The sequence below is a fragment of the Stenotrophomonas maltophilia genome (assembly GCF_006974125.1).
GTDB classification, from domain to species: Bacteria; Pseudomonadota; Gammaproteobacteria; order Xanthomonadales; family Xanthomonadaceae; genus Stenotrophomonas; species Stenotrophomonas maltophilia_O.
Map to the genome: position 1 here is coordinate 3,601,713 of NZ_CP037858.1, position 22,836 is coordinate 3,624,548.

A 22,836-nucleotide genomic window follows, 5' to 3' on the forward strand; every position below is an offset into this window, starting at 1 on the left:
AAATTCCGTTGGCATCGGTGTCGGCTGAAACCATCGCCCCGTGTGGCCACCGTCACGTGGCAGAATCGGCCGATCTACCGTTATCCGTCCTGCCGATGTCGACGATCGCTGCTGCCGCGCCACCCGTGAATTCCCGCCGTCGTGTCCTGCTGGCCAGCCTGATCGGCACCACCATCGAATTCTTCGATTTCTACATCTACGCCACGGCCGCCGTGCTGGTGTTCCCGCATCTGTTCTTCCCGGACAGCAGCGAGCAGGCGGCCCTGCTGCAGTCACTGGCGACCTTCGCGGTGGCGTTCATCGCCCGGCCGGTCGGCTCGGCGGTGTTTGGTCATTTCGGCGACCGCATCGGCCGCAAGGCCACCCTGGTCGCCGCGTTGCTGACCATGGGCCTGTCCACGGTATTGATCGGTTTGCTGCCTACCCACGCTCAGATTGGCCTGTGGGCACCGGCGCTGCTGGCGCTGTGCCGCTTCGGCCAGGGGCTGGGGCTGGGTGGCGAATGGGGGGGGGCGGTGCTGCTGGCCACCGAGAACGCCCCACCGGGCAAGCGCGCCTGGTACGGCATGTTCCCGCAGCTGGGCGCGCCCATCGGTTTCCTGCTGTCGGCCGGCATCTTCCTGGTGCTGGGCCGCTGCCTGAGCCAGGACGACTTCCTGCAGTGGGGCTGGCGCATTCCGTTCGTGGCCAGCGCGCTGCTGGTGGGTCTGGGACTGTGGGTGCGGCTGAACATCCACGAGACGCCCGACTTCAAGAAGGCGCTGGAGCGCAAGGCGCCAGTGCGGCTGCCGATGTGGACGGTGCTGCGTGACCATCCGGTGCCGATGCTGCTGGGCACCCTGGGCGCGTTCGCCACCTTCGTGCTGTTCTACCTGATGACGGTGTTCAGCCTTGGCCACGGCACTGCGGTGCTGGGCTACAGCCGCGAGCAGTTCCTGCTGATGCAGATGGTCGGCATGTTGTTCTTCGCACTGGGCATCCCGCTGTCGGCACGCTATGGCGACCGCTGGGGCACGCGTCGCACCATGATCGTCGCCAGCGTGCTGATCGTCGGCTTCGGCGTTCTGTTCGCGCCGTTGTTCCAGCCGCACAGCCCATGGCTGGTCACCGCCTTCCTGTGCCTGGGCCTGTTCCTGATGGGCCTGACCTACGGCCCCTGCGGCACCTTCCTGGCCGAGATCTACCCGGTGGAGGTGCGCTACACCGGTGCATCGCTGTCATTCAACCTGGCCGGCATCCTCGGTGCGGCACCGGCCCCGTACCTGGCGACCTGGCTGGCCGAACGCTTCGGCCTGGTCGCGGTCGGCTACTACCTGTGCCTGACCGCGGTGGCGACCCTGTGCGCGCTGGTCGCACTGCACCGGCGCGCGCTGAGGCTCAACCAAAGAAGCGCTTGAGCGTGCGACCCAGCCAGCCACCGCCCTGGTGTTCGCGGGCGAACTGGTTCAGGTGCGCCTTGACCTGCTCGGCATAGGCCTGGTCGTCGCCGCGGATGTGGTTGAACAGCCAGCGCGAGAGCATGGTGCGAAGTTCGTCGCTGATGTCCTCTCCGGCCTGGAAGCGCATGCGGTACTCCGATACCCGCTTGATGAAGACCTCATGCACGCGCTTGTGCGCCGCACAGAACGGGTAGCCCGCTTCCTCCATCAACTCTTCCTCGAACGCGAAGTGCGACATGGTGTAGTCCACCACCTCGTCGATCACTTCACCCACCGCAGCACGCTGCATGCTGGCCTGGGCCACGTGCAGGTGGTTGAGCATCTCGATGATGCGGCGGTGTTGTTGGTCGATCACATCGATGCCGATGTTCAGATCGTCCTGCCAGACCAGTAGTGCCATCCCGGCTCCCCTTCATGCGTATGTCGGGGCCGACTGTAGGACCGCCACCCCTCGATGGCGTTGATCTGGATCAAGGCGCCGCGGTCAGGGCAGGGCAGGCTCGCGTGGGCGCAGCGGGCTGGCCACCGTGGTGCAGCTGACCCGGTTGCGGCCACCGGCCTTGGCCAGGTACAGCTGGCGGTCGGCCTCGGAGATCAGCCGGTGCAGTGCATCGCGCTGCGGGCGCGGGCAGCACAGGCCGATGCTGACGGTCATGCGCAGAGTCGCGGTACCGATGTCGACCTCCAGCGCGGCGATGCGCTGGCGCAGTTCCTCGAAGTACAGCAGCGCCTCGTCCTGCTCCATGTCCGGCACCAGAAGGCAGAACTCCTCGCCGCCGAAGCGTGCGATCAGGTCCTGGCTGCGCGCGTGTGCGGCCACCGCGCCGGCCACCGCCCGCAGTGCATCGTCGCCGGCTTCATGACCATGGGTGTCATTGATGTGCTTGAAGTGGTCGATGTCGATCATCGCCACCGCCACGCACTGGCCATGCAGCTGCAGCTGCGGCAGCTGGCGCTGGCTCTGCTCCAGGAAGCAGCGGCGGTTGGGCAGGCCAGTGAGGAAGTCACGGGTGGCCAGGTCCTGCAGGGTGCCGATCAGCTCCAGCTGGTCCACATTCTGCGAGACACGGCAGAAGAATTCCTCGCGCGAGAACGGCTTGCGCAGGAAATCGTTGGCGCCATTCTTCAGGAAGCGCGGGATCAACGACGCATCAGTATTGCCGGAGATGCCGATCACCGCCACCTTGTCGCGCGAGCGCAGGGTGCGCAGGCGCCGGGTGAACTCCACGCCCTGCATGCCCGGCATTTCCTGGTCGACCACCGCCAGGCGGATCGCAGGATGCGCTTCGATCGCAGCCAGGCCCTCATTGCCATCGGCCGCCTCATGTACCTCATGCCCATACATGCGCAGCAGGGCTGCGGCATAACCGCGCGCGGACGGTGAGTCGTCCACCACCAGCGCGGCGATGCGCCGGTTGCGCTCCAGCCGCTGCACCAGCCACACCAGGTAATCGATGCTGCCGGGCGTGTTCTTCAGCACGTAGTCGATGATCTGCTGCTGCAGCACGCGCTTGCGCAGGTCCTCGTCGTAGACGCCGCTGACCACCACGGTGGGCAGATCGCGCTTGAGGAAGAACTCGACCACCGCGTCGCGGTCGCCATCGGCCAGGACCAGTCCGGTCAGTACCAGGAACCAGCCGCCACCTTCGCGCAGCAGGCGGTCGGCCTCGGCCAGGGTGGAGGCGATCACCACCGGCAGCTCCAGGCGCTGCTCGATGGCCTCGCGCAGCATGCCGGTGAAGGCACGGGAGTTTTCGACCAGCAGGATCCGCTGCGGCAGCGGATCGGCCAGGTCGCCATCGACGGCGGCCTGCGGCAGGACGGGCATGATGCGGTGGCTCACGAGGGAGGGGCTCGGCACGGATAGCGGCGGTTTCGGCTGCAACTTTAGCTGCGAACGCCACTGGCCGGGTGGGATTGCGTGTCAGGCCACCGCGGGCGACGCGTGGGTGATTGGTTCATGCAGGACCAGCCGCAGCCGATTGCCGCGGCAGTGGACCGTTCCGCCGTAGGCAAGCATCCGCCCGGCCAGGCGCTCGACGGCCTGGTGGGTAGTGCGCGTGGACAGCGTGCAACCACGGTCGAGCAGGCTCACCACAGCAACAATGCCGCGACGTTTGCCTGCCCGGCCGCTTCGGGCGCGCACGCAGACCTGCCCGGTCTCCAGTTCCAGCAGAAGTGAAACCGCCTCGATCAGCGAGCGATAGATGGCCAGTTGCAGATCCACGGTCAGCAGGCAGGGATTGCCCGCCAGCCGGGGCGGAATGACACGATGCGTGTTGTTCCAGATTTCGCATGCACCGCCGGCTTGCAGCGCGATGTAGAGCCCGACCTGCTCCAGTCCAGTGGGATAGACCAGGCTGGCCTGTTCACGGAACAGCCGTGAATGTACCGACGACGCGTGCTGCAGGCTGTTTGCGACCGCATGGTGGCCTTGGGACTTCAGCCAGCTGACCATCTCGCTGAGCGAACTGTCCATGCCCTCGCCCAGGTGCTTCAGGTGGACGGCCCGTTCACGCAGCTCGCGCTCGCTGGTCTGATGCGAGCCGCGTGCCAGGCGCAGCGTGGTTGCCTCGGCCAGGCCGCGGGACCGGGCGCGCTGATGGTGATAGCTGATGCTGGAACCGAGTGCCAGCAGTGCGACACTCATCACCGCCATGTTCTGTTGGGTGGCGAACGTGCCCAGGTCGAATGAGGACGGCAGGCCGGTGCTGGGCGTTGCACCGTGCAGGGGGAGGTTCAACAACGGAATCGCGATGGCTGCGCCACGCCACCCGTGCATGAAGGTCAGGGCGATGGCGGGCAGGGCGGCCAGCAGCACCATGTGCGTCCGCGTCGTGTGGGCGCCGGCGCTTGTCAACTGCATGCACAGGCCCAGCACCAGCATCACCAGGATCGCCGATGCGGTAGGGGCGACGAAACGGTCGGTCCAACCGGGATCGGCCTGCCGTCGCGACCAGAGGAATGCCAACGGCACCAGGGTGATGATGGCGGCGAAGTGACCAAAGATCGTCCGGTCGGCCGCGTCCAGCAGATTGCTGGGTGGTGGGTTCGACCATAGGACATATGAAATGCCCAGGTTGAGACCCGGGACGAACAGGGCCGTGCAGAAGGACAGCGACAGCAGCCAGAGACCGGTGGCTGCTTCGGACGGCATTCTCAACCGATGCAGGTAGACCACCAGCATCGCCATCGGCATCAGCAGCGTCGAAGCCAGGATGACCCAATCCAGGCCATAGGTGTCGATCATGGGGATGCGCAGCGTTGCGAAGTACGCGTACTCGCCCAGCAGCAGGTAGGGCCACAGGCGGGTCGGGACGATCAGCAGTGCCGCTGCGCGGATGCCCGCCGGCAGGAAGAACTGATCCAGCGAGAACTGACGCGAGCCGAGGCAGCTCAGCGCATAGACGGCCGCGAGTGCGATCCCGGCTGGCCGGATACGGAAGCTCAGTTCAACTGCCTTTTTGAATCGGTCCAAACCCGAGCCTCCCTTGCTCGTGACATGGCAGCGGCCGTGCGGGTTGCTTGAACGCGCCATGACGCGCCATTGGATGGACAGTATCGATAGAAGCATGGGGGCGCAATTGCACGCCGGCGCCAGATCCTGACGGGGTGGGTTCGGCATCGACCAGGGATTACTTTCGAGTAGTGATCTGCATCTCCTTTCATCGGGAAAGTCAGATCGCGGCCCGGGGTGCGCCTGGGTCAATGGAACGTGTGCGTTCCATCAACGCTTCAGTAGCGCCTGCCTGGCGGGGAGCATCCCGTGCTTCGGTCAACACCATCCTGAGCCTGTTGCCACTCACGTCCATGTGGCCCGCGTGTGCGAGGACCCGGCCCAGCAGCTGCTCGTTCGCCAGTTCCTTCGCCCTGCTTCCCAGTGATTCGTGGCGGTCCAGAAGAGCCACGCAGATGAAGGCACCACGCTTCCGGATGGAACTTCCGCAGCGGATACTGACTGAGATCTGCCCAGCCTCGCATTTCAGTAGAAGCGAGACCGCATCGACCACGAGTCGATAGGCAGCAAGCTGCAGGCCGACCCCGAGCGCGCAGGGGTCACCCGTCAACCTCGGCTGGCCGATTCGATGCGTGGCATTCCACGCCTCGCGCACCCCGCCTGCCTGCAACGCCACGTACAGGCCCAGTTGTTCCAGGGCGGCGGGATAGATCATGCTGGCCTGGGCCCGGAACAAGCGTGAATGCACCTCCGAGGTATGCCGCAGGCTGTCGGCCACGGCGTGATGACCCTGGGCATGCAGCCAGTTCACCATCTCGTTCAGGGACAGGTCCATGCCATCGCCCAGCTGGCGCAGGTGAGCCGCCCGTTCACGCAGGTCCATCTCGCCGGCCAGGTGCGAATTGCGGGCAAGCTGAAGGGCCGCTTTGCCATCTTCCTCGCGCAACCGGTGCTGGCTCTGGAAGTGGGTGATGCGCGCGCCCAGCAGCAGCAGGGCGATGCTGGCGACGGCCATGGCCTGCTGGGTGGCGAAAGTGGCCGGGTCGAATGCCGTCGGATGGTCGGCCGGGGCGCTCAGGCCAAGGATCATGTTCACGGCGGCGACACCGATGGCCGCACCGCGCCATCCCAGCAGGCAGGTCAGGGCGATCGCGGGAATAGGCAGGATCAGCAACAGCTGCAGCGAGCCAGGGGCCGTGATCGAGGCAGGTACCGGCGTTGCCTGCAGGCCAATGACCAGCATGGTGCCAAGTGCTGCGACCGTGGCCACTACAGACCGGGTTGTCCATTTTTCTTCGGCGCGGCGGATCCACAGCAGTGCCAGAGGCGCCAGGATCAGGATGCCGGTGAAGTCGCCCAGCGCATAGCGCAGCACGTTGGTGAGAAATGTCTCTTCATGCAACGGTTCCCAGATCAGGTACGAGATCCCCAGGTTGAGCAGGCTGATGACCGTGGCGGCGCATACCGCAATGGAGATCACGCCGACGACCGTGGTGCGCGCCAGCAGCTTCCGGTGCAGGCGCACGATCAGCATCACGGCAGGCATCAGGAACACCGAGGCGAGGATCACCCAGGTCAGGTTGTATTTGCTGATCAGGGGGATGCGCAGATGCGCGAAGTAGGCGTATTCACCGATCAGCAGGTAGGGCCAAAGACGGGGCGGGCACAGCAGCAGTGCGGCCACCCGCACGCCGGCAGGCAGGAAGAACTGGTCCAATGACAGCTTGCGCGCGCCCCAGCAGGCGAAGGCATAGAGCAGCGCCAGCACCAGCCCCTCGGGGCTGACGCGTATCCTCACCTGCAGGCCGTCCTTCCACCACTGCATCCACGTGCTCCCCAGCTCCTGCGCCGATTATGTGGCTGGGAAGGGTCCCGCTACCACAACGCATCCCGCAGCTTGTACCACGACATCGCCGCCACCAGCAGGGGCGTGCGCAGCAGCCGGCCGCCGGGGAAGGGCGCATGGCGCAGGCGCTGGAACACGTCCAGGCGCTCGCTCTGGCCGGCGATGGCGGCGGCGATCACCTCGCCGGCCAACCCGGCGGCAGCGACGCCATGCCCCGAGAATCCCTGCGCGAAGTACAGGTTGCCGTCCAGCCGGCCCCAGTGCGGGGCGCGGTTGCGGGTGATGTCCACGTAGCCACCCCAGACCTGGTCCAGTACCACGTCGGCCAGCTGCGGGAAGACGTCGTGCATGCGTCGCTGCATCACCCCGCGCAGGCCGGGCGGGGGCAGTGCCGAGTAGCTGGCGCGGCCGCCGAACAGCAGGCGGTGGTCGTGGCTGAGGCGGAAGTAGTCCAGTGCCCAGGCGGTGTCGGCCACGGCCATGTTGTTGCCGATGAGGGCACGGGCGCGTTCGGCGCCCAGTGGCTCACTGGCACCAATGTAGGTGCCCACCGGCATGATCCGCCGCTCCAGCTCGGGCAGCAGGCCCTGCAGCCAGGCATTGCCGGCCACCACCAGATGCGCGGCGTGCACGCGACCCTGTGCAGTGTGCAGGGTTGGCTGCGCTCCGCGCTGGATGCGCACCACGGGCGAATCCTCGTGGATGACCACTCCCGCCGCGCGCGCCGCATCGGCCAGGCCACGTGCATACGCCAGCGGGTGCAGGTGCGCGCTGAGCGGGTCGAACATCGCGGCTCGATAGCGCGGGCTGTCCAGCTGCGCGCGCAGGGCGTCTCGGCTCCACCACTGCATGGGGTAATCGTAATGGCGTTGCAGGTGCTCGCAGTTGGCCTGCAGGTCACGCTCGTGGCGTTCACGGATGGCGACGCTGGCGTGGCCTTCCACCCAATGGCAGTCGATGCGGTGGCGATCGATGCGCGTGCGCATCGCCTGCACCGCGTCGCGCGACCAGTCGAACAGGTGGCGTGCATCGTCGCGACCCAGCTGCCGCTCCAGTTCGTCCACCTCGCAGCCGTAGCCGACCAGTGCCTGGCCGCCGTTGCGGCCGGAGGCGCCCCAGCCGATCCGCTGCGCTTCCAGCAGCACCACGCGCTGGCCGCGCGCGGCCAGTTCCAGGGCAGCAGTAAGGCCGGTATAGCCGGCGCCGAGCACCGCGACATCGGCCTGCACATCACCCTGCAACGGAGGCAGTGCGGGTGGCTCGGGCAGGCTGGCCACGTACCAGCTGGGCGGGAAGGCGGCGCTCACTGCGGGCCTCGCGGGCACAGGGCGGCAGGACGGTGCGGGGCAGGACGATCAGCGTTCACGCGTCTAGTTTCGCCGATGCGCGACGGCCGTGGCGTGACGGCGACGACTTGCCGCATTCGCCGGGCGACGGGTAACGTGGCGGCACGCCAAGGAGTTTTCCCATGCGCCGCCTGCCCTGGGTGGGCCTGCCCACCGACAGCACCGTACTCGGCCATCATCGTTTCGCGGTGGTCGGCGAGAAGTACGTGCGCGCGCTGGTGGTGGCGGCCGAAGCAACCCCGGTGGTCCTGCCCAGCCTGCAGCCGCCGTTGCCGGCTGCGGAGTGGTTGCGCGGGCTCGATGGCCTGCTGCTGACCGGTGCGGTCAGCAACATCGAACCGCAGCACTACGAAGGTGGCCGCAGCTGGCCGGGGAACCCGCATGATCCGGCCCGTGATGCCAGCGCCTTCGCACTGCTGCACGAGGCGCTGGCGTTGGACCTGCCGGTGCTGGCGATCTGCCGCGGCTTCCAGGAGCTGAACGTTGCGCTGGGTGGCACGCTGCATCCGCAGGTTCACGCGGTGCCGGGTCTGTCGGATCATCGTGAAGACCCACAGGCGCCGGTTGAGGTGCAGTATGGGCCGGCCCATGCGGTCGCGCTGGCGGCGGATGGCTGGCTGGCGCAGTGGCAGGGTGGTGATCGCGCACAGGTCAATTCGGTTCACGGGCAGGGCATCGATCGACTGGCACACGGGCTGCAGGTCGAGGCTGTGGCCGATGATGGACTGGTCGAGGCGGCGCGCAGCACACGCCATCGTTTCGTGCTCGGCGTACAGTGGCACCCGGAGTGGCGTGTCATGGATTCGCCGTTCTATCACGCTATTTTCCGTGCGTTCGGCCAAGCTTGCCGGCAGCACCAACAGAACCGACTGGATTCCCGATGAGTTCCCGAACGCGCCCGCGCAAGACGGCTACGCCCCCCGCACCGCAGGAAAGCAGCTTGCTGCGCTGGCTGAAGGAGCGACGCATCACCGAGGTCGAATGCCTGGTGCCGGACATCACCGGCAACGCGCGCGGCAAGATCATTCCCGCCGACAAGTTCTCGCACGACTATGGTACGCGGCTGCCCGAAGGCATCTTCGCCACCACCGTCACCGGCGAGTTCCCTGATGACTACTACGAGCTGACCTCGCCGTCGGACTCGGACATGATGCTGCGCCCCGATCCGGACACGGTGCGCATGGTGCCGTGGGCGGCCGACGCCACCGCGCAGGTCATCCACGACTGTTACACCAAGAACGGCGAGCCGCACGAGCTGGCGCCACGCAACGTGCTGCGCCGCGTGCTGGCGGCCTACGCCGAGCTCGGCCTGCGCCCGGTGGTGGCGCCGGAGCTGGAGTTCTTCCTGGTGCAGAAGAACACCGACCCGGACTTCCCGCTGCTGCCACCGGCCGGCCGCTCCGGGCGCCCGGAGACCGCGCGGCAGTCGTACTCGATCGACGCGGTCAACGAATTCGACCCGATCCTCGACCTGATGTACGACTACGCCGATGCGATGAAGCTGGACGTGGACACGTTGATCCACGAATCCGGCGCGGCGCAGCTGGAGGTCAACTTCACCCACGCCGATGCGATGGACCTGGCCGATCAGGTGTTCCTGTTCAAGCGCACCATGCGCGAGGCCGCGATGCGCCACGGCGTGTATGCCACGTTCCTGGCCAAGCCGATGGAGAACGAGCCGGGTAGCGCCATGCACATCCACCAGAGCCTGGTGCGGGTGAGCGACGGCAGCAATGTGTTCGCTGGCGAGACCGATGCCGAGGGCGAGTTCAGTCCGGTGTTCGGCCACTACCTGGGCGGCCTGCAGAAGTACGTGCCGCAGGCGATGGCCTTCTTCGCGCCGAACGTGAACTCCTATCGGCGACTGGTGTTCGGCGAGGTCTCGCCGAGCAACGTGCACTGGGGCTATGACAACCGCACCTGCGGGCTGCGCGTGCCGCTGGACACGCCGGAGAACATGCGCGTGGAAAGCCGTTTCGCCGGGTCCGACGCCAACCCCTACCTGGCGATGGCGGCGACCCTGGCCTGCGGCCTGCTGGGCATCCGCGAGCGGCTGGCACCGGATGCGCCGGTGACCGGCAGTGCCAAGGAACTGGGCTACAACCTGCCGCGCTCGCTGGGCGAGGCGCTGGACGGGCTGGAGCAGTGCAGCGAGCTGCAGGCCCTGCTGGGCGAGCGCTTCTGCCGGGCCTACATCTCGGTGAAGCGCAAGGAATACGAGACCTTTTTCCGTGTCATCAGCTCGTGGGAGCGTGAGTTCCTGCTGCTGAACGTCTGAGCATCTGGAATAGAAAAATCCGCCGCCGGGGGGTAGGCTGGCACCCGTCGCCGGCTCCCGCCGGCCCCCCTTCCCGCATTCTGGAGCACCCGATGAAGCTGCGTATCCTCACGCTCGGCCTGGCCTCCGCCATGCTTGCCGCCTGTGGCGGTGGCAACGGCGGCGCGCAGGACAGCCAGGTCCTGAACGTCTACAACTACAGCGATTACATCGCCGAGGACACCATCCCGACCTTCGAGAAGGAGAGCGGCATCAAGGTGACCTACGATGTGTTCGACAGCGATGAGATGGTCGAGACCAAGCTGCTGGCCGGCAACAGCGGCTACGACGTGGTGGTGCCGACCCTGAACTTCTTCGGCCGCCAGATCCAGGCCGGCGTGTTCCTGCCGCTGGACAAGAGCAAGATCCCGAACCTGGCCAATCTCGATCCGGCGGTGATGAAGCGCATTGCCACCCAGGACCCTGGCAACCAGTACGGCGTGCCGTACATGATCGGCACCACCGGCATCGGCTACAACGTGGAGATGCTGAAACAGCGTTTCGGTGGCAGCACCGACATCGCCAACAGCTGGGACCTGGTGTTCAAGCCGGAGAACATCAGCAAGATGAAGGACTGCGGCGTGACCATCCTGGACACGCCGGCGGACATGATCCCGATCGCGCTGCACTACCTGGGCCTGGACCCGCACAGCGGCGATCCGGCCGAGCTGCAGAAGGCGGCCGACCTGCTGAAGTCGATCCGCCCGTACGTGCAGAACTTCCACTCCTCGCAGTACGTGGGCTCGCTGGCCAACGGCGGTACCTGCCTGGTGGTCGGCTGGTCGGGTGACATCATCCAGGCCCGTGACCGTGCCGAGGAAGCCAGCAATGGCGTGCACGTGGCCTATTCGATCCCGAAGGAAGGCGCCCCGCAGTGGTTCGACATGCTGGCCATCCCGAAGGACGCCAAGCATCCGGAAGCCGCGTACGCGTTCATCAACTACCTGCTGCAGCCGAAGGTTGCCGCGGCCAACACCAACTTCATCCATTACGCCAACCCGGTGCCGACCGCGACCCCGCTGGTGGACGAGGCGATCCGTACCGACCCGACCATCTACCCGCCGGCCGATGTGGCCGAGAAGATGTTCACGTACTCGATCAACACGCCGGAGACCGACAAGCTCTACACCCGGCTGTGGACCGAGGTGAAGACCGGCCGGTAAGCGGCCCGGGTAGCGCCGGGCCATGCCCGGCGGCTGCCTTACCCTGCGTCGGAGTCGGCCCTGTCGCTCCGGCCAAGGTGATGCAGGATGGCAGGCAGCAGGTCGCGTGCATCGCGACCGCCGTTGCACAGGAATGACGAACTCATCCGCTGCAGGTTGTGCATGCCGATGAAGAACAGCCCCGGTTGTGGTGAAACACCGAACTCGCCGAGCGGGTAGCCATGTGCATCCAGCGCGCCCGGTACGTCGAGCCAGGGCCATTCGGCGACGAAGCCGGTGGCCAGCACCACCGAGCGGATGCCCGCGGCCTGCAGATCCAGTTCGCGCGGGGATGCGTCCGGTTCCCAGTGCAGATAGACCTCCTCCGGAATGTAGCGGGCATCGTCGGTGCGTGGCTCGGGACGCGTGGCGTAGTACGCGCTGGCCAGCGAATCGAGATAGTCGTATTCGGTCCGTGTCGCCTCGATCGCGGTGCGCAGCTGCGGGCGGACATCGGCGAAGCGGGCGATGTTTCCATTGAATTCCTGCAGCCGGCCCAGCAACCTGATGCCTGCGCGGTGCATCGCCAGCAGGCTGATCGAGCTGCCCAGGCCGGCACTTCCCTTGCCGGAGATCAGCGGGAACTCCGCGGTGCGGGCCTTGCGCAGCGCATCCGGTTGTCCGGCCAGTACGGCGGCCGCTTCACTCACATGCTGGTGGATGCGCCCGGCCATGTCCCACCAGGTCATCGAGTCCTTGCCGCGCAGCCGGCGGGTATGCGAATGACGCTGGGCCAGTGACCAGTGCACGCTGCGACCGCTGTCGCGCAGGTCCTGGGCGATCTGCGCACCGGACTGCCCACCACCGATGACCAGCACTGCGCCATCGGGCAGCTGGTGGGCACTGCGGTAGTTGCCCGAGTGCAGCACGGCAAGGCCGGGCGCGGGCGCGAAGGGGACCCGGGGCATCCGCGCACGGCGGTACTCACCGGTCGCGACCACCACCGCGCGGGCATGGATCAGCCCCTCGCTGCTGTCGATGGCATAGCCGCCGCACTCGGGTGCGACCCGATGTACCGCGCACCCCTCGCTGATCGGCAACACGCGCTCGTCGGCATAGTCGCGGAGCCGACGGATCACCTCCGGGGCGCCCATGAAGCCTTCCGGGTCATCGCCCGCATAGGCATGACCGTGCAGGGCCATGGTCGCGTTGGCGGTGTTGGTCTGGAACGAATCCCAGCGCCGCTGCCAGCTGGCACCCACGGTTTCGGCCTCCAGCACGCGATGCTCGACGCCGGCCTCCTGCAGGAGTGCGCTGAGGGACAACCCGGCCTGGCCGGCGCCGATGATGGCCAGCGGCAGCCCTGGGGGCACGGATGACGACGGACGGGAAGGGAGAGGGGAGGGGCTGACGGGGGGAATCAACGGGATGGGTCCATGCAAGGCCTTGATCGGAGGCATTGCGCGGGGAATGCCCCGGGGCCTTCAACAGATCCCGCTCCGAAAAACGTTGCAGATCGGGTCGTTGCCCGTGGTGTCTGGCCGGGACGCCGTAGGCTCGACCGGGCAGCCCCGGCCTTTTGCGCGGACGGGCCCTGATGGCGGGGTAAAGCCGACACCCCTTCCGGCCCGGGAGCGGGCCGCTGGCGGCTTCCGCCCGTCGCCGTCATATCCCCTGCGGCCCCCGGCCGTTAGAATGGCGGCCGCTGTCCACCGCCCGCTCCCGGAGCCCCCATGCCCGTTGAAGCCCAGCCGGTAGCCGCCGTCGTCGACACGACCGGTGCGCCCGGCTATCTCTCCATTCGTGATTTGCGCAAGGAATTCGACGGTTTTGTCGCCGTCGACGACGTCAATCTGGACGTGCGCAAGGGCGAGATCTTTGCCCTGCTCGGTGGCTCCGGCAGCGGCAAATCGACCCTGCTGCGCTGCCTCGGCGGCTTCGAGACACCCACCAAGGGCAGCATCACCCTTGATGGCCAGCGCCTGGACGCGCTGCCGCCGTACCAGCGGCCGGTCAACATGATGTTCCAGTCCTATGCCCTGTTCCCGCACATGACGGTCGAGCAGAACATCGCCTTCGGCCTGAAACAGGACGGCCTGGGCAAGGACGCGATCAGCAAGCGTGTCGGCGAGATGCTGGACCTGGTGCAGATGGGCCACCTGGGCAAGCGCAAGCCGCACCAGCTGTCCGGCGGCCAGCAGCAGCGCGTGGCGCTGGCGCGGTCGCTGGCCAAGGGGCCGAAGCTGCTGCTGCTGGACGAGCCGATGGGCGCGCTGGACAAGAAGCTGCGCTCGCAGATGCAGCTGGAACTGGTCAGCATCATCGAATCGTCGGGCGTGACCTGCGTGATGGTCACCCACGACCAGGAAGAAGCGATGACCATGGCCACCCGCATCGCGGTGATGGATGCCGGCTGGATCCAGCAGGTCGGCAAGCCCGACGAGGTCTACGAGCAGCCGGCCAACCGCTTCGTCGCCGAGTTCATCGGTTCGGTCAACCTGTTCGACGGTGTGATCGACGAGGACCTGCCCGAGTACGTCACCGTGCGCTCGCCGCTGTTCCCGGCGCCGATCTACATCGCCCATGGCATCACCGGCTATGAAGGTCAGCCGGTCGCGTTCGCGCTGCGCCCGGAGAAGGTGATGATCGGCAAGGACGAGCCGGAAGGGCACACCAACAAAGCGCAGGGCGTGATCGAGGACATCGCCTACTTCGGCAGCCATTCGGTCTACCACGTGCGCCTGCCCAGCGGCGCCAAGGTGCTGGCCAACTTCGCCAATTCGCAGCGTTGGGCCAGCGATGGCCTCACCTGGGGCGATGAGGTGTGGGTGCACTGGCGCGACAACGACGGCGTGGTGCTGACCTCATGAGCACGGCCGGCCTGAAGCGCTGGCTGCCGGGGCTGCGTGCCACGGTGATCGGCATTCCGTACCTGTGGCTGCTGCTGTTCTTCGCAGTGCCGTTCCTGATCGTGCTGATGATCAGCTTCTCGCTCAGCCGGGTCGGCTCGCCGCCGTACACCTGGCTGCTGCAGTACGTGGACGGCGGCTTCTCGCTGAAGCTGAACCTGGAAAACTACCTGGCGCTGTTCCGCGATTCGATCTATGCCCAGGCCTTCCTGAGCTCGATCAGGATCGCAGCGATCTCGACTTTCCTGACCCTGCTGATCGGCTACCCGATGGCCTATGCCATCGCCCGCCTGTCACCGGCCGCGCGCAATGTGGCGATGATGCTGGTGGTGCTGCCTTCGTGGACCTCGTTCCTGATCCGCGTGTATGCGTGGAAGGCGATCCTGGACCGCAACGGCCTGCTCGACCAGTTCCTGCAGTTCACCGGCCTGCAGACGCTGATGACCAGCCTGGGCCTGCCCAAGCTGCAGCTGATCGATACGCCGACCGCCGCCTATATCGGCATCGTCTACTGCTACCTGCCGTTCATGGTGCTGCCGCTGTACGCCAACCTGGTCAAGCATGACCACCGGCTGCTGGAAGCGGCCTACGACCTCGGTGCCAAGCCGTGGCAGGCGTTCCTGCGCATTACCCTGCCGCTGTCGAAGGCGGGCATCATCGCCGGCTGCATGCTGGTGATGATTCCGGCCATCGGTGAATTCGTGATCCCGGAAATGCTGGGCGGCTCGGAAACGCTGATGGTCGGCCGCCAGCTGTGGAACGAGTTCTTCAACAATCGCAACTGGCCGGGCGCCTCGGCGATGGCGGTGGCGATGATCCTGTTGCTGCTGGTGCCGATCCTGCTGTTCAACCGTTCCCAGCAGCGCCTGCTGGAAGGGAAGCAGGCATGAGCCCGCGTACCGCCAAGGGCCTGGGGCTGGGCGTGCTGCTGCTCGGCTTCGCCTTCCTGTACCTGCCGATCCTGCTGCTGATGTTCTACTCGTTCAACAGCTCGCGGCTGGCGATGGTCTGGGCCGGGTTCTCCACCCGCGCCTACAGCGACCTGTTCGCCGACCGCGCGCTGATGGACGCGATGTGGACCAGCCTGGTGGTGGCGTTCTGGACCGCCTGCACCGCCACCGTGCTGGGCACGCTGGCGGCGATGGTGATGACCCGCTTCAAGCGCTTCCGCGGCAAGCCGCTGTTCGGTGCGCTGGTGACCGCGCCGCTGGTGATGCCGGATGTGATCCTGGGCTTCTCGCTGATGGCGCTGCTGGCCTCGATGGGCGCGATTCCCGGCTTCCCGGCACGCGGCCTGACCACCATCTGGATCGCCCACGTCACCTTCACCCTGTGCTTCGTCACGGTGGTGGTGTCCTCGCGCCTGCAGGAAATGGACCTGTCGCTGGAAGAAGCGGCGATGGACCTGGGTGCGAGCCGGCTGACCGTGTTCGGCCGCATCACCCTGCCGATCATCGCGCCGGCGCTGGTGGCGGGCTGGCTGCTGGCCTTCACCCTGTCGCTGGATGACGTGGTGGTGGCGAGTTTCGTCGCCACACCGGGTTCGACCACGTTGCCGATGAAGGTGTTCGCCTCGGTGCGCATGGGCATCAGCCCGAAGATCAACGCGTTGGCCACGCTGCTGGTGTCGGCGGTGTCGATCGCCGCAGTGATCGGCTGGTACATCAATGCGCGGGCGGAGAAGCGGCGCCAGCGCGACCTGCAGCTGGCGAGGCAGGACAACGGCTGAGCACACGGCCTGGCGACAGTGCCGGCAACACCCGGCTCACGGCCGGCGGCGCACAATGGGGGTCTTCCAGAGGGAGATCCCCCATGACCGTCGAGATCGTCGACCCGGCCACCGGCCAGGTGACCTACCGCCATGAACTGATGGGCGCTGCCGATATCGAGCAGCGCCTGCAGGCCGCTGCCGATGCCTTCCCCGGCTGGGCCGACCACTCGCTGCAGGATCGTGGTGCCATCCTGCGCCGGATCGCCGCGCAGCTGCGCACGCGCCGCGACGATCTGCAGCAGGCGATGACCCACGAGATGGGCAAGCTCAAGGCCGAGGCGCTGGCCGAGGTCGACAAGTGCGCTGCCGCCTGCGAGTACTACGCCGACCACGCAGCCGACTATCTCAAGCCGCAGCTGATCGACACCGAAGCCCAGCGCAGCTACGTGCGCTACGAACCGATCGGCTGCGTGTTCGCGGTGATGCCATGGAATTTCCCGATCTGGCAGGTGTTCCGCTTCCTGGCCCCGGCGTTCATGGCCGGCAACGTGGCCCTGCTGAAACACGCCAGCAACGTACCGCAGTGCGCCGACCTGATCCTGGCCGTGTGCCGTGACGGGGGTCTACCCGATGGTGTGTTCGACGTGCTGCACATCGACAACGACCAGGCTGCCGAGGTGCTGCGCGACGCACGGGTGAAGGCGGTGACGCTGACCGGCAGCGAGCGGGCAGGGCGCTCGATCGCTTCCAACGCCGGCAGCCAGTTGAAGAAGTCGGTGATGGAGCTGGGTGGTAGTGACGCCTTCGTGGTACTCGACGATGCCGATCTCGACAAGACCGTGGCGGCGGCAGTGAAGTCACGTTTCGACAACAGCGGCCAGACCTGCATCGCGGCCAAGCGCTTCATCGTGGTCGAGGCGGTGGCCGATGAATTCACCCGTCGCTTTGTGGAAGCGGCGGCAGAGCGCCAGTACGGCGATCCTGATGAGCGGGGCACCACGCTGGCGCCAATGGCGCGCGCCGACCTGCGCGACGAACTGCACAAGCAGGTGCAGGCCAGCGTGGCCAAGGGCGCGCGGGTGCTGATCGGCGGCGAGCCGATTGCCGGCACCCATGCCGGCTATCCGGCCACGGTGCTCGACCAGGTGGGTCCTGGCATGCCGGCCTACGACGAGGAACTGTTTGGACCAGTTGCGGCGGTGATCCGGGTCAAGGATGAAGCCGAAGCGCTGCACGTGGCCAACGACACCCGCTTCGGCCTGGGCGGCAGCGTGTGGACCGGCGACCCGGTGCGCGGCGAAGGGTTTGCCCAGCGCATGGAATGCGGTGCGGCATTCGTCAACGCCATCGTCAAGAGTGATGCGCGGCTGCCGTTCGGTGGCAGCAAGCAGTCGGGTTTCGGTCGCGAACTGGCCGACCACGGCATCCATGAGTTCATGAACATCAAGACCGTCTACGTGGCTTGATGCCGAACGGCAGTGCCGGCCGCTGGCCGGCATTGCCTGGTTGCCGGCCAGCGGCCGGCACTACCAGAAGCGGGTCACAACCATTTGGCCCGCTTGAACAACCGGTACAACCCCACGCACACACCGCCCACGCCAACGATCATCAGCGGGTACGACCACGGCTCACTCAGCTCCGGCATGTGGCTGAAGTTCATGCCGTACCAGCTGGTGATCAGTGTCGGCGCGGCCAGCAGTGCAGCCCAGGCACCCAGTCGTTTCACCGTCTCGCCCTGCGCCAGTGTCACCAGCGACAGGTTCACGCTCAGCGCGGTGCCCAGCATCTCGCGCAGAGTGTCGATCACATCGCTGATGCGTACCGCATGGTCATGCACATCACGCACGTACAGCTTCACTTCGTCGGGAATCAGATCGCCCTGGTAGCGGCGGATCTGGGCCAGCACATCCTGCAGCGGTGCCACCGCCATGCGCATCTTGTTCAGTTCGCGCTTGAGCTCGTACAGCCGCACCACCGTGCTGCGCTTGTAGGTGTCGGCGAAGATGTCCTTTTCCAGCAGGTCCAGGGTGTCGCGGAAGCGGTGCACGATCGGCAGGTAGTTGTCGACCACGAAGTCGGTCACCGCGTACAGGCAGTACGACGGGCCCATCTTCAGCAGCTGCGGCTCGCGCTCCACGCGCGCACGTACCGGGGCGTAGGACAACGAGGCACCGTGGCGCACCGTCACCAGGAAGCGCGGGCCGAGGAAGGCATGGGTTTCGCCATACTGGATGCGTTCGTCGACCATCTGCGCGGTGGTCACCACCACGAACAGCGAATTGCCGTAGGTCTCGACCTTGGGCCGCTGGTGCGCATTGCGCGCATCCTCGATGGCCAGGTCGTGCAGGCAGAATTCTTCCTGCAGTTTCAACAGCACGTCTTCATTGGGGTCGTACAGGCCGACCCAGACGAAGCCGTTGCCGCTGGCAATGACATCGCTGATGGCGTCCAGGCTGATGTCGTGGCGCTTGCCTTCGTCATCGTAGTGGACGCAGTTGATGACGCAGGTAGGGTTGGCCGAAGCCGGGGCGGAAGCGGAGGCGGGCAATGACATGCCCGCCATCGTGCGTCAGGGCCGTGTTTCGGACAAGTGAGGACGACGCGCCAGCACCCACGCCAGGGCGACGTGCACCGGCAGCAGCAGCACGATCCACTGCACGTTGTACTGCGCCTGCAGGCTCAGCCAGTGCAGCACCAGCGCGGCCACGGCCTGCACTGCCAGCAGCCACAGCACCACCCTGAACATGCGGCCCGGCACGCGCCGGCGCAGCAGGGCGATCGCACCCGGCAGCAGCAGCACGGCCAGTGGCGAAAGCAGCAGCAGGTTGCGGTTGGCCCACGCGGCGTAGTGGATGCTGAAGCCCCACAGGAACACCAGCACGCCGCCGAACAGGGCACACAACAGCCAGAACGGCAACGCCAGCCCGGCCAGCAGGCGCGGACGGCGGCGCAGCGCCAGCACGCCGGCGGCGATCACCAGGCCGCACAGCAGCCACGGCCACCAACGGCGCGCGAACTCCTTCGGCTCCGGGGCGATGCGGTGCGGCAGCAGTTCCTGTTCGGACTGCACCAGCGGCCGGCCATCGCTGTTGCGCGCCTGGCGCAGGGCATCGGCCAGGCGCATCGGCACAAACGCCTCCTGCCAGCGCGACAGTGGCTGGTCGGCGAACGGCCCCAGGCCGACGTCGAAGCCCAGCCACATCCACGGGGCCGGCGAGGCGAGGCGCACCGACTCGCTGCGGTAGGTGTTGCCGCGCGAGCGACCGGCCAGCTGCGACTGCAGGCCGCCACCCAGTGCCTTGTCCACCGTGTCGCGCACCATCGTGGCGCAGTTGGCGGTGTAGTAATCGTAGTGGTACCGCGCGTTTTCCGGCTTGGCCCGTTCGGCCAGGTCGGCGGCCAGCGAGCGGGCCTGGTCCGGGCGCAGGTCCAGCCACTGCACGCTGGCGCCACGGCCGGTCTCGTCGTAGTAGGACAGGTCCTGCTGCAGCGGCAGCGCCACCAGGTAGTACATCATGTCGCCGCGTGCGAAGCGGCTGATGAAATCGTCTTCGGACGGATCGAAGTAGCCGAAGTTGTACGAGGTCGCTTCACCGCTGAGCGGATCGACCACGACGATGGCGTCATGGCCGAATCGCTCGAAGAACACCGTGCCCGGTTGCATGGTCACCACGCCGATGCGAGGCGCAGGGGACTCGGCGCTTGCGATGGACGCTGCAGGTGTGGCCGCCGCCGGCTGCGCGAACGCGGCCAGCGGCAGGGCCATGGCCAGCACCCACAGTGCCAGCCACAGCGTCAGGATCAGGCCGCGGCGCTTCAAGCGTCGTCCTGCGCGTCCGGCGGCAGCACGGTCACATGGAAGGCCTGCACCCGGCGCGCATCGGCGCGGGCCACGCGGAACATGAAGCGGTCCAGCGCCAGTTCGTCGCCGACTTCCGGCAGGTGGCCCACGGCCTCGGTGACTAGGCCACCGATGGTGTCGTAGTCCTCGTCGGAGAAGGTGGCACCGAAGCGTTCGTTGAAGTCGCCGATCGGGGTCAGTGCGTCGACCACGTACTGGCCGTCGGACTGGATCGCGATCTGCGCCGACGGATCCTCGGCCTCGTCATGCTCGTCGTCGATCTCGCCGACGATCTGTTCCAGCACGTCCTCGATGGTGACCAGGCCGGCGACACCGCCGTACTCGTCCACCACGATGGCCATGTGGTTGCGCGACAGGCGGAACTCCTTCAGCAGCACGTTGAGCTTCTTCGCCTCCGGGATCAGTACCGCCGGGCGCAGCAGCTCACGCACGTTGGCCGGGCCGTTGTCGGCAACCACGCCGCGCAGCAGGTCCTTGGCCAGCAGGATGCCGAGGATGTCGTCCTTGTTCTCGCCGTGCACCGGGAAGCGCGAATGGCCGGATTCGACCACCTGCTTCATCAGTTCCAGGAAGGGTGCTTCGACCGGCAGCGAGACCATCTGCGAGCGCGAGATCATCACGTCGCCCACGGTCAGCTCGGCCACCGAAATGGCGCCTTCCATCATCTTCAGGGTATCGGCGGCGATCAGACCCTCTTCCTGCGCGGTGTGCAGGACAGCGACCAGCTCGTCGCGGGTATGGGGTTCGCCGGAGAAGGCGGAGGTCAGGCGTTCAAGCCAGCCGCGCTTCTTTTCACTGTGCTCCGCAGGGGAGCTACTACTGTCGTCTTCTGACATCTCTGGAAAAAAGGCACCCGGCAGGCCGGGCGTTGACCCAAGTCTAGCAGGATGTGACGGCCTGTCAGTGACTGCCGGTGGCCGGGCCTGGGGCGGCCGTGGCCGGCTCCTCTTCGGGCAGGTCCAGGCTGTAGGTGCAGCCGGCCAGGGTCTTGCCCGGGTGGGAGGCCACGGTGGAGACACTGAGGATGATCGACTCGATCTGGGCCTCGCCGGTCCTCTGGTCGGTCACATCGCGGCTGACCACCTCTCGGCCGGCCATGAACTTGCCGTCCTGGTCGTAGCCCGTCTCAAGCTCCAGGCGCTTGGCCAGCGGTCGTGGGTCGGCCTGGTCGAGGACGGCCATGACGCTGGCGCCCGCCACCGCCACCCGCTCGGTGTTCACGCCGAATACGCTGATCGGCTGGGCCAACCGGTACTCGCTCATGAACTGGTTGCCCTGCGGCAGCGGCTGCAGGCCCTGGGCCACGGCCTTCAGCGGGTCGGACAGCAATGGGGCCAGCGCGGCCTGGTCGGCCACGCCCTGGCGGCATTCGATCAGGGCCGGGAGGTCCAGGCTGGAGGCGAAGGCGGAGGGAGCGGCGAGGGCACAGAGCAGGGGCAGGCAGCAGCGCAGTGACACGGTCGGTTTCCGCAGGCGAAGGGCCGCCATCATAGCCCCGGCGAGCGCCTGAACAGCCCGCTGAGAAGGCGCAGGAAACCGGTCATCGCCAGCCGCACGACCATCAGTGAGAGGGTCAGCACGACCGCAAGCATGGCGACCTGCATCGATTGCCCCGCGATGCGCGCCACCGCCGGCCACAGGCCCGGGCTGGTCAGCCAGGGCATCAGTTCCGCTGCGGCGGTCCTGCCCACTTTCATGTGGATCACGGCCAGCACGAACAGCACCAGCAGCGAGGTGCGGCTGGCATGGAAGAACGGGAGCGCGTTGACCGGCCTGCCAAGCCGCTGCTGCAGCAGCGTTCGCCACAGCACCGGCAGGGTCAAGGCACCGACCAGTACCAGTACCATCGACGTTTCCCACAGCCCGGGCAGGTGGGCGGGTTCCGCTCTATCTGTGAGGTGGGGGCCGATCATGCCGATCGCCAGCCCGGCCAGCAGGCACACGGGCGAGAGCAGGGCCAGGCTGCGCAGCAGCCAGTGCCTGCCGCTCGGGTCGCGGGCGCTGAGGCGGCGCACGGTGTAAGCGCCCAGCACCAGCAGGGTGGCGAACAGGCCGGCGCCCATCGCAAACGTCGTGAAGCTGTTCCCTGGGTTCATCCTTTTTCCTTCCGCGTCCTGGCCGGTGTTGAACAGTAGCTCATGGCACTCCAGCCGTGGCGCAGTCAGGGCGGATTCCAGCGCGTGGCCGCCGGGTACCAGCGCAGCCTGACCGGGTAGCCCAGTCGCGCCTGCAGGTGGTCACGCACGGCCGCCGCCGTCGCGCGGTTGGCTGGGGTATCCCGCAGCTCCACCTCCAGCTCCCCGGTCGTGACATCCAGGCCATAACCGAACAGGTCAGGCAGCTGGGCCCGCAACCAGTCCCGCTGTGCGCGCAGGCGGCGCGTCATCTCCGCTTCGGTCATCGCGGCGCCGGTGATGTAGCGCACACGTTGCGGGCCATCCGCCCCTGGATGTGTCTCATCGGCCTCGGGTGCGGCGCCTGCCAGTCGCACGACAACGTTCCAGCCCCTCGCATTGTCCACCCAGATGCCGGCCAGACGTGCCGCGTGCCGCGTGCCGCGCTTCCAAGCGCTCGATCAGTGCCCGTTGCTGGGCAGTGGCGACGATGTTGCGGGTGTCGCGCTCGCTGCTGCCGAAGAACGCCCGTAGTTCGGCGATCTTTGCGGCGATGTCGGCCTCGCTGTCGCTGGTGGGGAACGGTGAGGGACGGTCAGGATCGGGCATCAGGCCTGCCCCGGACTGCAGTAGCGCGGCAAGCACAAGTGCGGGCAGGGTCATGCTGCGCTCCTCTTCCGTGAGTGCGTGGGC

General features: G+C 66.9%; 21 protein-coding genes. 8 read left to right on the forward strand and 13 right to left on the reverse strand.

Features of this window, described 5'->3' with window-relative positions; all coding sequences use genetic code 11:
• The first annotated feature begins 95 nt into the window (after positions 1 to 95).
• The gene (locus EZ304_RS16475; RefSeq protein ID WP_142807629.1) at positions 96 to 1,397 is read left to right on the forward strand and encodes an MFS transporter; all 1,302 of its coding nucleotides are present in this window, start codon (positions 96 to 98) and stop codon (positions 1,395 to 1,397) included.
• Here EZ304_RS16475 and EZ304_RS16480 read toward each other — a convergent pair.
• The 5 genes from EZ304_RS16480 to EZ304_RS16500 form a co-directional block, all read right to left on the reverse strand.
• Positions 1,378 to 1,839 carry a bacteriohemerythrin gene (locus tag EZ304_RS16480; RefSeq protein ID WP_004151683.1) on the reverse strand — a complete coding sequence of 154 codons (462 nt, stop codon included), beginning with the start codon at positions 1,837 to 1,839 and terminating at the stop codon, positions 1,378 to 1,380. The genes EZ304_RS16475 and EZ304_RS16480 overlap by 20 nt on opposite strands.
• A gap of 84 nt (positions 1,840 to 1,923) precedes the next feature.
• A complete protein-coding gene (locus tag EZ304_RS16485) occupies positions 1,924 to 3,267 on the reverse strand; it encodes a diguanylate cyclase (protein ID WP_142807630.1) in 1,344 nt (447 codons plus the stop codon).
• A 96-nt stretch (positions 3,268 to 3,363) separates the two neighbouring features.
• Positions 3,364 to 4,917 carry an MASE1 domain-containing protein gene (locus EZ304_RS16490; RefSeq protein WP_142808117.1) on the reverse strand — a complete coding sequence of 518 codons (1,554 nt, stop codon included), beginning with the start codon at positions 4,915 to 4,917 and terminating at the stop codon, positions 3,364 to 3,366.
• Between the two features lie 199 nt (positions 4,918 to 5,116).
• Positions 5,117 to 6,721: an MASE1 domain-containing protein gene (locus tag EZ304_RS16495; RefSeq protein WP_142807631.1), complete on the reverse strand. Its 1,605-nt coding sequence runs from the start codon at positions 6,719 to 6,721 to the stop codon at positions 5,117 to 5,119.
• Between the two features lie 50 nt (positions 6,722 to 6,771).
• Entirely contained in the window at positions 6,772 to 8,049 is a 1,278-nt protein-coding gene (locus EZ304_RS16500; RefSeq protein WP_099555098.1) for an NAD(P)/FAD-dependent oxidoreductase, read from the reverse strand.
• 161 nt (positions 8,050 to 8,210) lie between these two features.
• Between EZ304_RS16500 and EZ304_RS16505 the strand changes: the two genes are divergently transcribed.
• The 3 genes from EZ304_RS16505 to EZ304_RS16515 all read left to right on the forward strand — a co-directional run bounded on the left by EZ304_RS16505 (position 8,211) and on the right by EZ304_RS16515 (position 11,568).
• Positions 8,211 to 8,972, forward strand: coding sequence for a gamma-glutamyl-gamma-aminobutyrate hydrolase family protein (locus tag EZ304_RS16505; protein ID WP_142807632.1), 762 nt, complete (start codon positions 8,211 to 8,213; stop codon positions 8,970 to 8,972).
• Entirely contained in the window at positions 8,969 to 10,366 is a 1,398-nt protein-coding gene (locus tag EZ304_RS16510; RefSeq protein ID WP_099555094.1) for a glutamine synthetase family protein, read from the forward strand. The genes EZ304_RS16505 and EZ304_RS16510 overlap by 4 nt, the downstream gene beginning before the upstream one ends.
• Before the next feature lie 92 nt (positions 10,367 to 10,458).
• The gene (locus tag EZ304_RS16515; RefSeq protein ID WP_071228406.1) at positions 10,459 to 11,568 is read left to right on the forward strand and encodes a polyamine ABC transporter substrate-binding protein; all 1,110 of its coding nucleotides are present in this window, start codon (positions 10,459 to 10,461) and stop codon (positions 11,566 to 11,568) included.
• Positions 11,569 to 11,606: 38 nt separating this feature from the next.
• Here the strand turns inward: EZ304_RS16515 and EZ304_RS16520 are convergent, their stop codons facing one another.
• Complete coding sequence (locus EZ304_RS16520; RefSeq protein ID WP_099603917.1) at positions 11,607 to 13,007, reverse strand: flavin-containing monooxygenase; 1,401 nt, start codon at positions 13,005 to 13,007, stop codon at positions 11,607 to 11,609.
• Positions 13,008 to 13,280: 273 nt separating this feature from the next.
• Here EZ304_RS16520 and EZ304_RS16525 point away from each other — a divergent pair, with 273 nt between their 5' ends.
• The 4 genes from EZ304_RS16525 (at position 13,281) to EZ304_RS16540 (ending at position 17,633) form a co-directional block, all read left to right on the forward strand.
• Positions 13,281 to 14,417, forward strand: coding sequence for an ABC transporter ATP-binding protein (locus EZ304_RS16525; RefSeq protein ID WP_019337141.1), 1,137 nt, complete (start codon positions 13,281 to 13,283; stop codon positions 14,415 to 14,417).
• Positions 14,414 to 15,346 carry an ABC transporter permease subunit gene (locus EZ304_RS16530; protein WP_142807633.1) on the forward strand — a complete coding sequence of 311 codons (933 nt, stop codon included), beginning with the start codon at positions 14,414 to 14,416 and terminating at the stop codon, positions 15,344 to 15,346. Before EZ304_RS16525 ends, EZ304_RS16530 begins: the two co-directional genes overlap by 4 nt.
• Positions 15,343 to 16,185 carry an ABC transporter permease subunit gene (locus EZ304_RS16535; RefSeq protein WP_004151945.1) on the forward strand — a complete coding sequence of 281 codons (843 nt, stop codon included), beginning with the start codon at positions 15,343 to 15,345 and terminating at the stop codon, positions 16,183 to 16,185. Before EZ304_RS16530 ends, EZ304_RS16535 begins: the two co-directional genes overlap by 4 nt.
• Positions 16,186 to 16,268: 83 nt before the next feature.
• On the forward strand, positions 16,269 to 17,633 hold the full coding sequence (locus EZ304_RS16540; RefSeq protein WP_142807634.1) for an NAD-dependent succinate-semialdehyde dehydrogenase: 1,365 nt from the start codon (positions 16,269 to 16,271) through the stop codon (positions 17,631 to 17,633).
• Between the two features lie 74 nt (positions 17,634 to 17,707).
• Here the strand turns inward: EZ304_RS16540 and EZ304_RS16545 are convergent, their stop codons facing one another.
• The 7 genes from EZ304_RS16545 to EZ304_RS21175 form a co-directional block, all read right to left on the reverse strand.
• The gene (locus EZ304_RS16545; protein ID WP_049431296.1) at positions 17,708 to 18,730 is read right to left on the reverse strand and encodes a magnesium and cobalt transport protein CorA; all 1,023 of its coding nucleotides are present in this window, start codon (positions 18,728 to 18,730) and stop codon (positions 17,708 to 17,710) included.
• Between the two features lie 6 nt (positions 18,731 to 18,736).
• Positions 18,737 to 19,987 carry a DUF4105 domain-containing protein gene (locus tag EZ304_RS16550; RefSeq protein ID WP_099552713.1) on the reverse strand — a complete coding sequence of 417 codons (1,251 nt, stop codon included), beginning with the start codon at positions 19,985 to 19,987 and terminating at the stop codon, positions 18,737 to 18,739.
• Positions 19,984 to 20,865: an HlyC/CorC family transporter gene (locus EZ304_RS16555; protein WP_005408827.1), complete on the reverse strand. Its 882-nt coding sequence runs from the start codon at positions 20,863 to 20,865 to the stop codon at positions 19,984 to 19,986. The genes EZ304_RS16550 and EZ304_RS16555 overlap by 4 nt, the downstream gene beginning before the upstream one ends.
• A 64-nt stretch (positions 20,866 to 20,929) precedes the next feature.
• Positions 20,930 to 21,517: a hypothetical protein gene (locus EZ304_RS16560; RefSeq protein WP_142807635.1), complete on the reverse strand. Its 588-nt coding sequence runs from the start codon at positions 21,515 to 21,517 to the stop codon at positions 20,930 to 20,932.
• Positions 21,517 to 22,125, reverse strand: a complete 609-nt coding sequence (locus EZ304_RS16565; RefSeq protein ID WP_142807636.1) for a hypothetical protein — start codon at positions 22,123 to 22,125, stop codon at positions 21,517 to 21,519. The genes EZ304_RS16560 and EZ304_RS16565 overlap by 1 nt, the downstream gene beginning before the upstream one ends.
• Before the next feature lie 65 nt (positions 22,126 to 22,190).
• Entirely contained in the window at positions 22,191 to 22,520 is a 330-nt protein-coding gene (locus EZ304_RS21170; RefSeq protein WP_260678123.1) for a hypothetical protein, read from the reverse strand.
• A complete protein-coding gene (locus EZ304_RS21175) occupies positions 22,486 to 22,806 on the reverse strand; it encodes a hypothetical protein (protein WP_260678124.1) in 321 nt (106 codons plus the stop codon). Before EZ304_RS21175 ends, EZ304_RS21170 begins: the two co-directional genes overlap by 35 nt.
• Positions 22,807 to 22,836: the final 30 nt, after the last annotated feature.

Excerpts from the sequence above, each read along its gene's own strand:
- EZ304_RS16545 (WP_049431296.1), bottom strand. The coding sequence starts at position 18,730 with ATGGCGGGCATGTCATTGCCCGCCTCCGCTTCCGCCCCGGCTTCGGCC.
- EZ304_RS16540 (WP_142807634.1), top strand. The coding sequence starts at position 16,269 with ATGACCGTCGAGATCGTCGACCCGGCCACCGGCCAGGTGACCTACCGC.
- EZ304_RS16475 (WP_142807629.1), top strand. The coding sequence starts at position 96 with ATGTCGACGATCGCTGCTGCCGCGCCACCCGTGAATTCCCGCCGTCGT.
- EZ304_RS16525 (WP_019337141.1), top strand. The coding sequence starts at position 13,281 with ATGCCCGTTGAAGCCCAGCCGGTAGCCGCCGTCGTCGACACGACCGGT.
- EZ304_RS16555 (WP_005408827.1), bottom strand. The coding sequence starts at position 20,865 with ATGTCAGAAGACGACAGTAGTAGCTCCCCTGCGGAGCACAGTGAAAAG.
- EZ304_RS16560 (WP_142807635.1), bottom strand. The coding sequence starts at position 21,517 with ATGGCGGCCCTTCGCCTGCGGAAACCGACCGTGTCACTGCGCTGCTGC.
- EZ304_RS21175 (WP_260678124.1), bottom strand. The coding sequence starts at position 22,806 with ATGACCCTGCCCGCACTTGTGCTTGCCGCGCTACTGCAGTCCGGGGCA.
- EZ304_RS16520 (WP_099603917.1), bottom strand. The coding sequence starts at position 13,007 with ATGCCTCCGATCAAGGCCTTGCATGGACCCATCCCGTTGATTCCCCCC.
- EZ304_RS16565 (WP_142807636.1), bottom strand. The coding sequence starts at position 22,125 with ATGAACCCAGGGAACAGCTTCACGACGTTTGCGATGGGCGCCGGCCTG.
- EZ304_RS16505 (WP_142807632.1), top strand. The coding sequence starts at position 8,211 with ATGCGCCGCCTGCCCTGGGTGGGCCTGCCCACCGACAGCACCGTACTC.
- EZ304_RS16530 (WP_142807633.1), top strand. The coding sequence starts at position 14,414 with ATGAGCACGGCCGGCCTGAAGCGCTGGCTGCCGGGGCTGCGTGCCACG.
- EZ304_RS16510 (WP_099555094.1), top strand. The coding sequence starts at position 8,969 with ATGAGTTCCCGAACGCGCCCGCGCAAGACGGCTACGCCCCCCGCACCG.
- EZ304_RS16495 (WP_142807631.1), bottom strand. The coding sequence starts at position 6,721 with ATGCAGTGGTGGAAGGACGGCCTGCAGGTGAGGATACGCGTCAGCCCC.
- EZ304_RS16480 (WP_004151683.1), bottom strand. The coding sequence starts at position 1,839 with ATGGCACTACTGGTCTGGCAGGACGATCTGAACATCGGCATCGATGTG.
- EZ304_RS16515 (WP_071228406.1), top strand. The coding sequence starts at position 10,459 with ATGAAGCTGCGTATCCTCACGCTCGGCCTGGCCTCCGCCATGCTTGCC.
- EZ304_RS16535 (WP_004151945.1), top strand. The coding sequence starts at position 15,343 with ATGAGCCCGCGTACCGCCAAGGGCCTGGGGCTGGGCGTGCTGCTGCTC.
- EZ304_RS16485 (WP_142807630.1), bottom strand. The coding sequence starts at position 3,267 with ATGCCCGTCCTGCCGCAGGCCGCCGTCGATGGCGACCTGGCCGATCCG.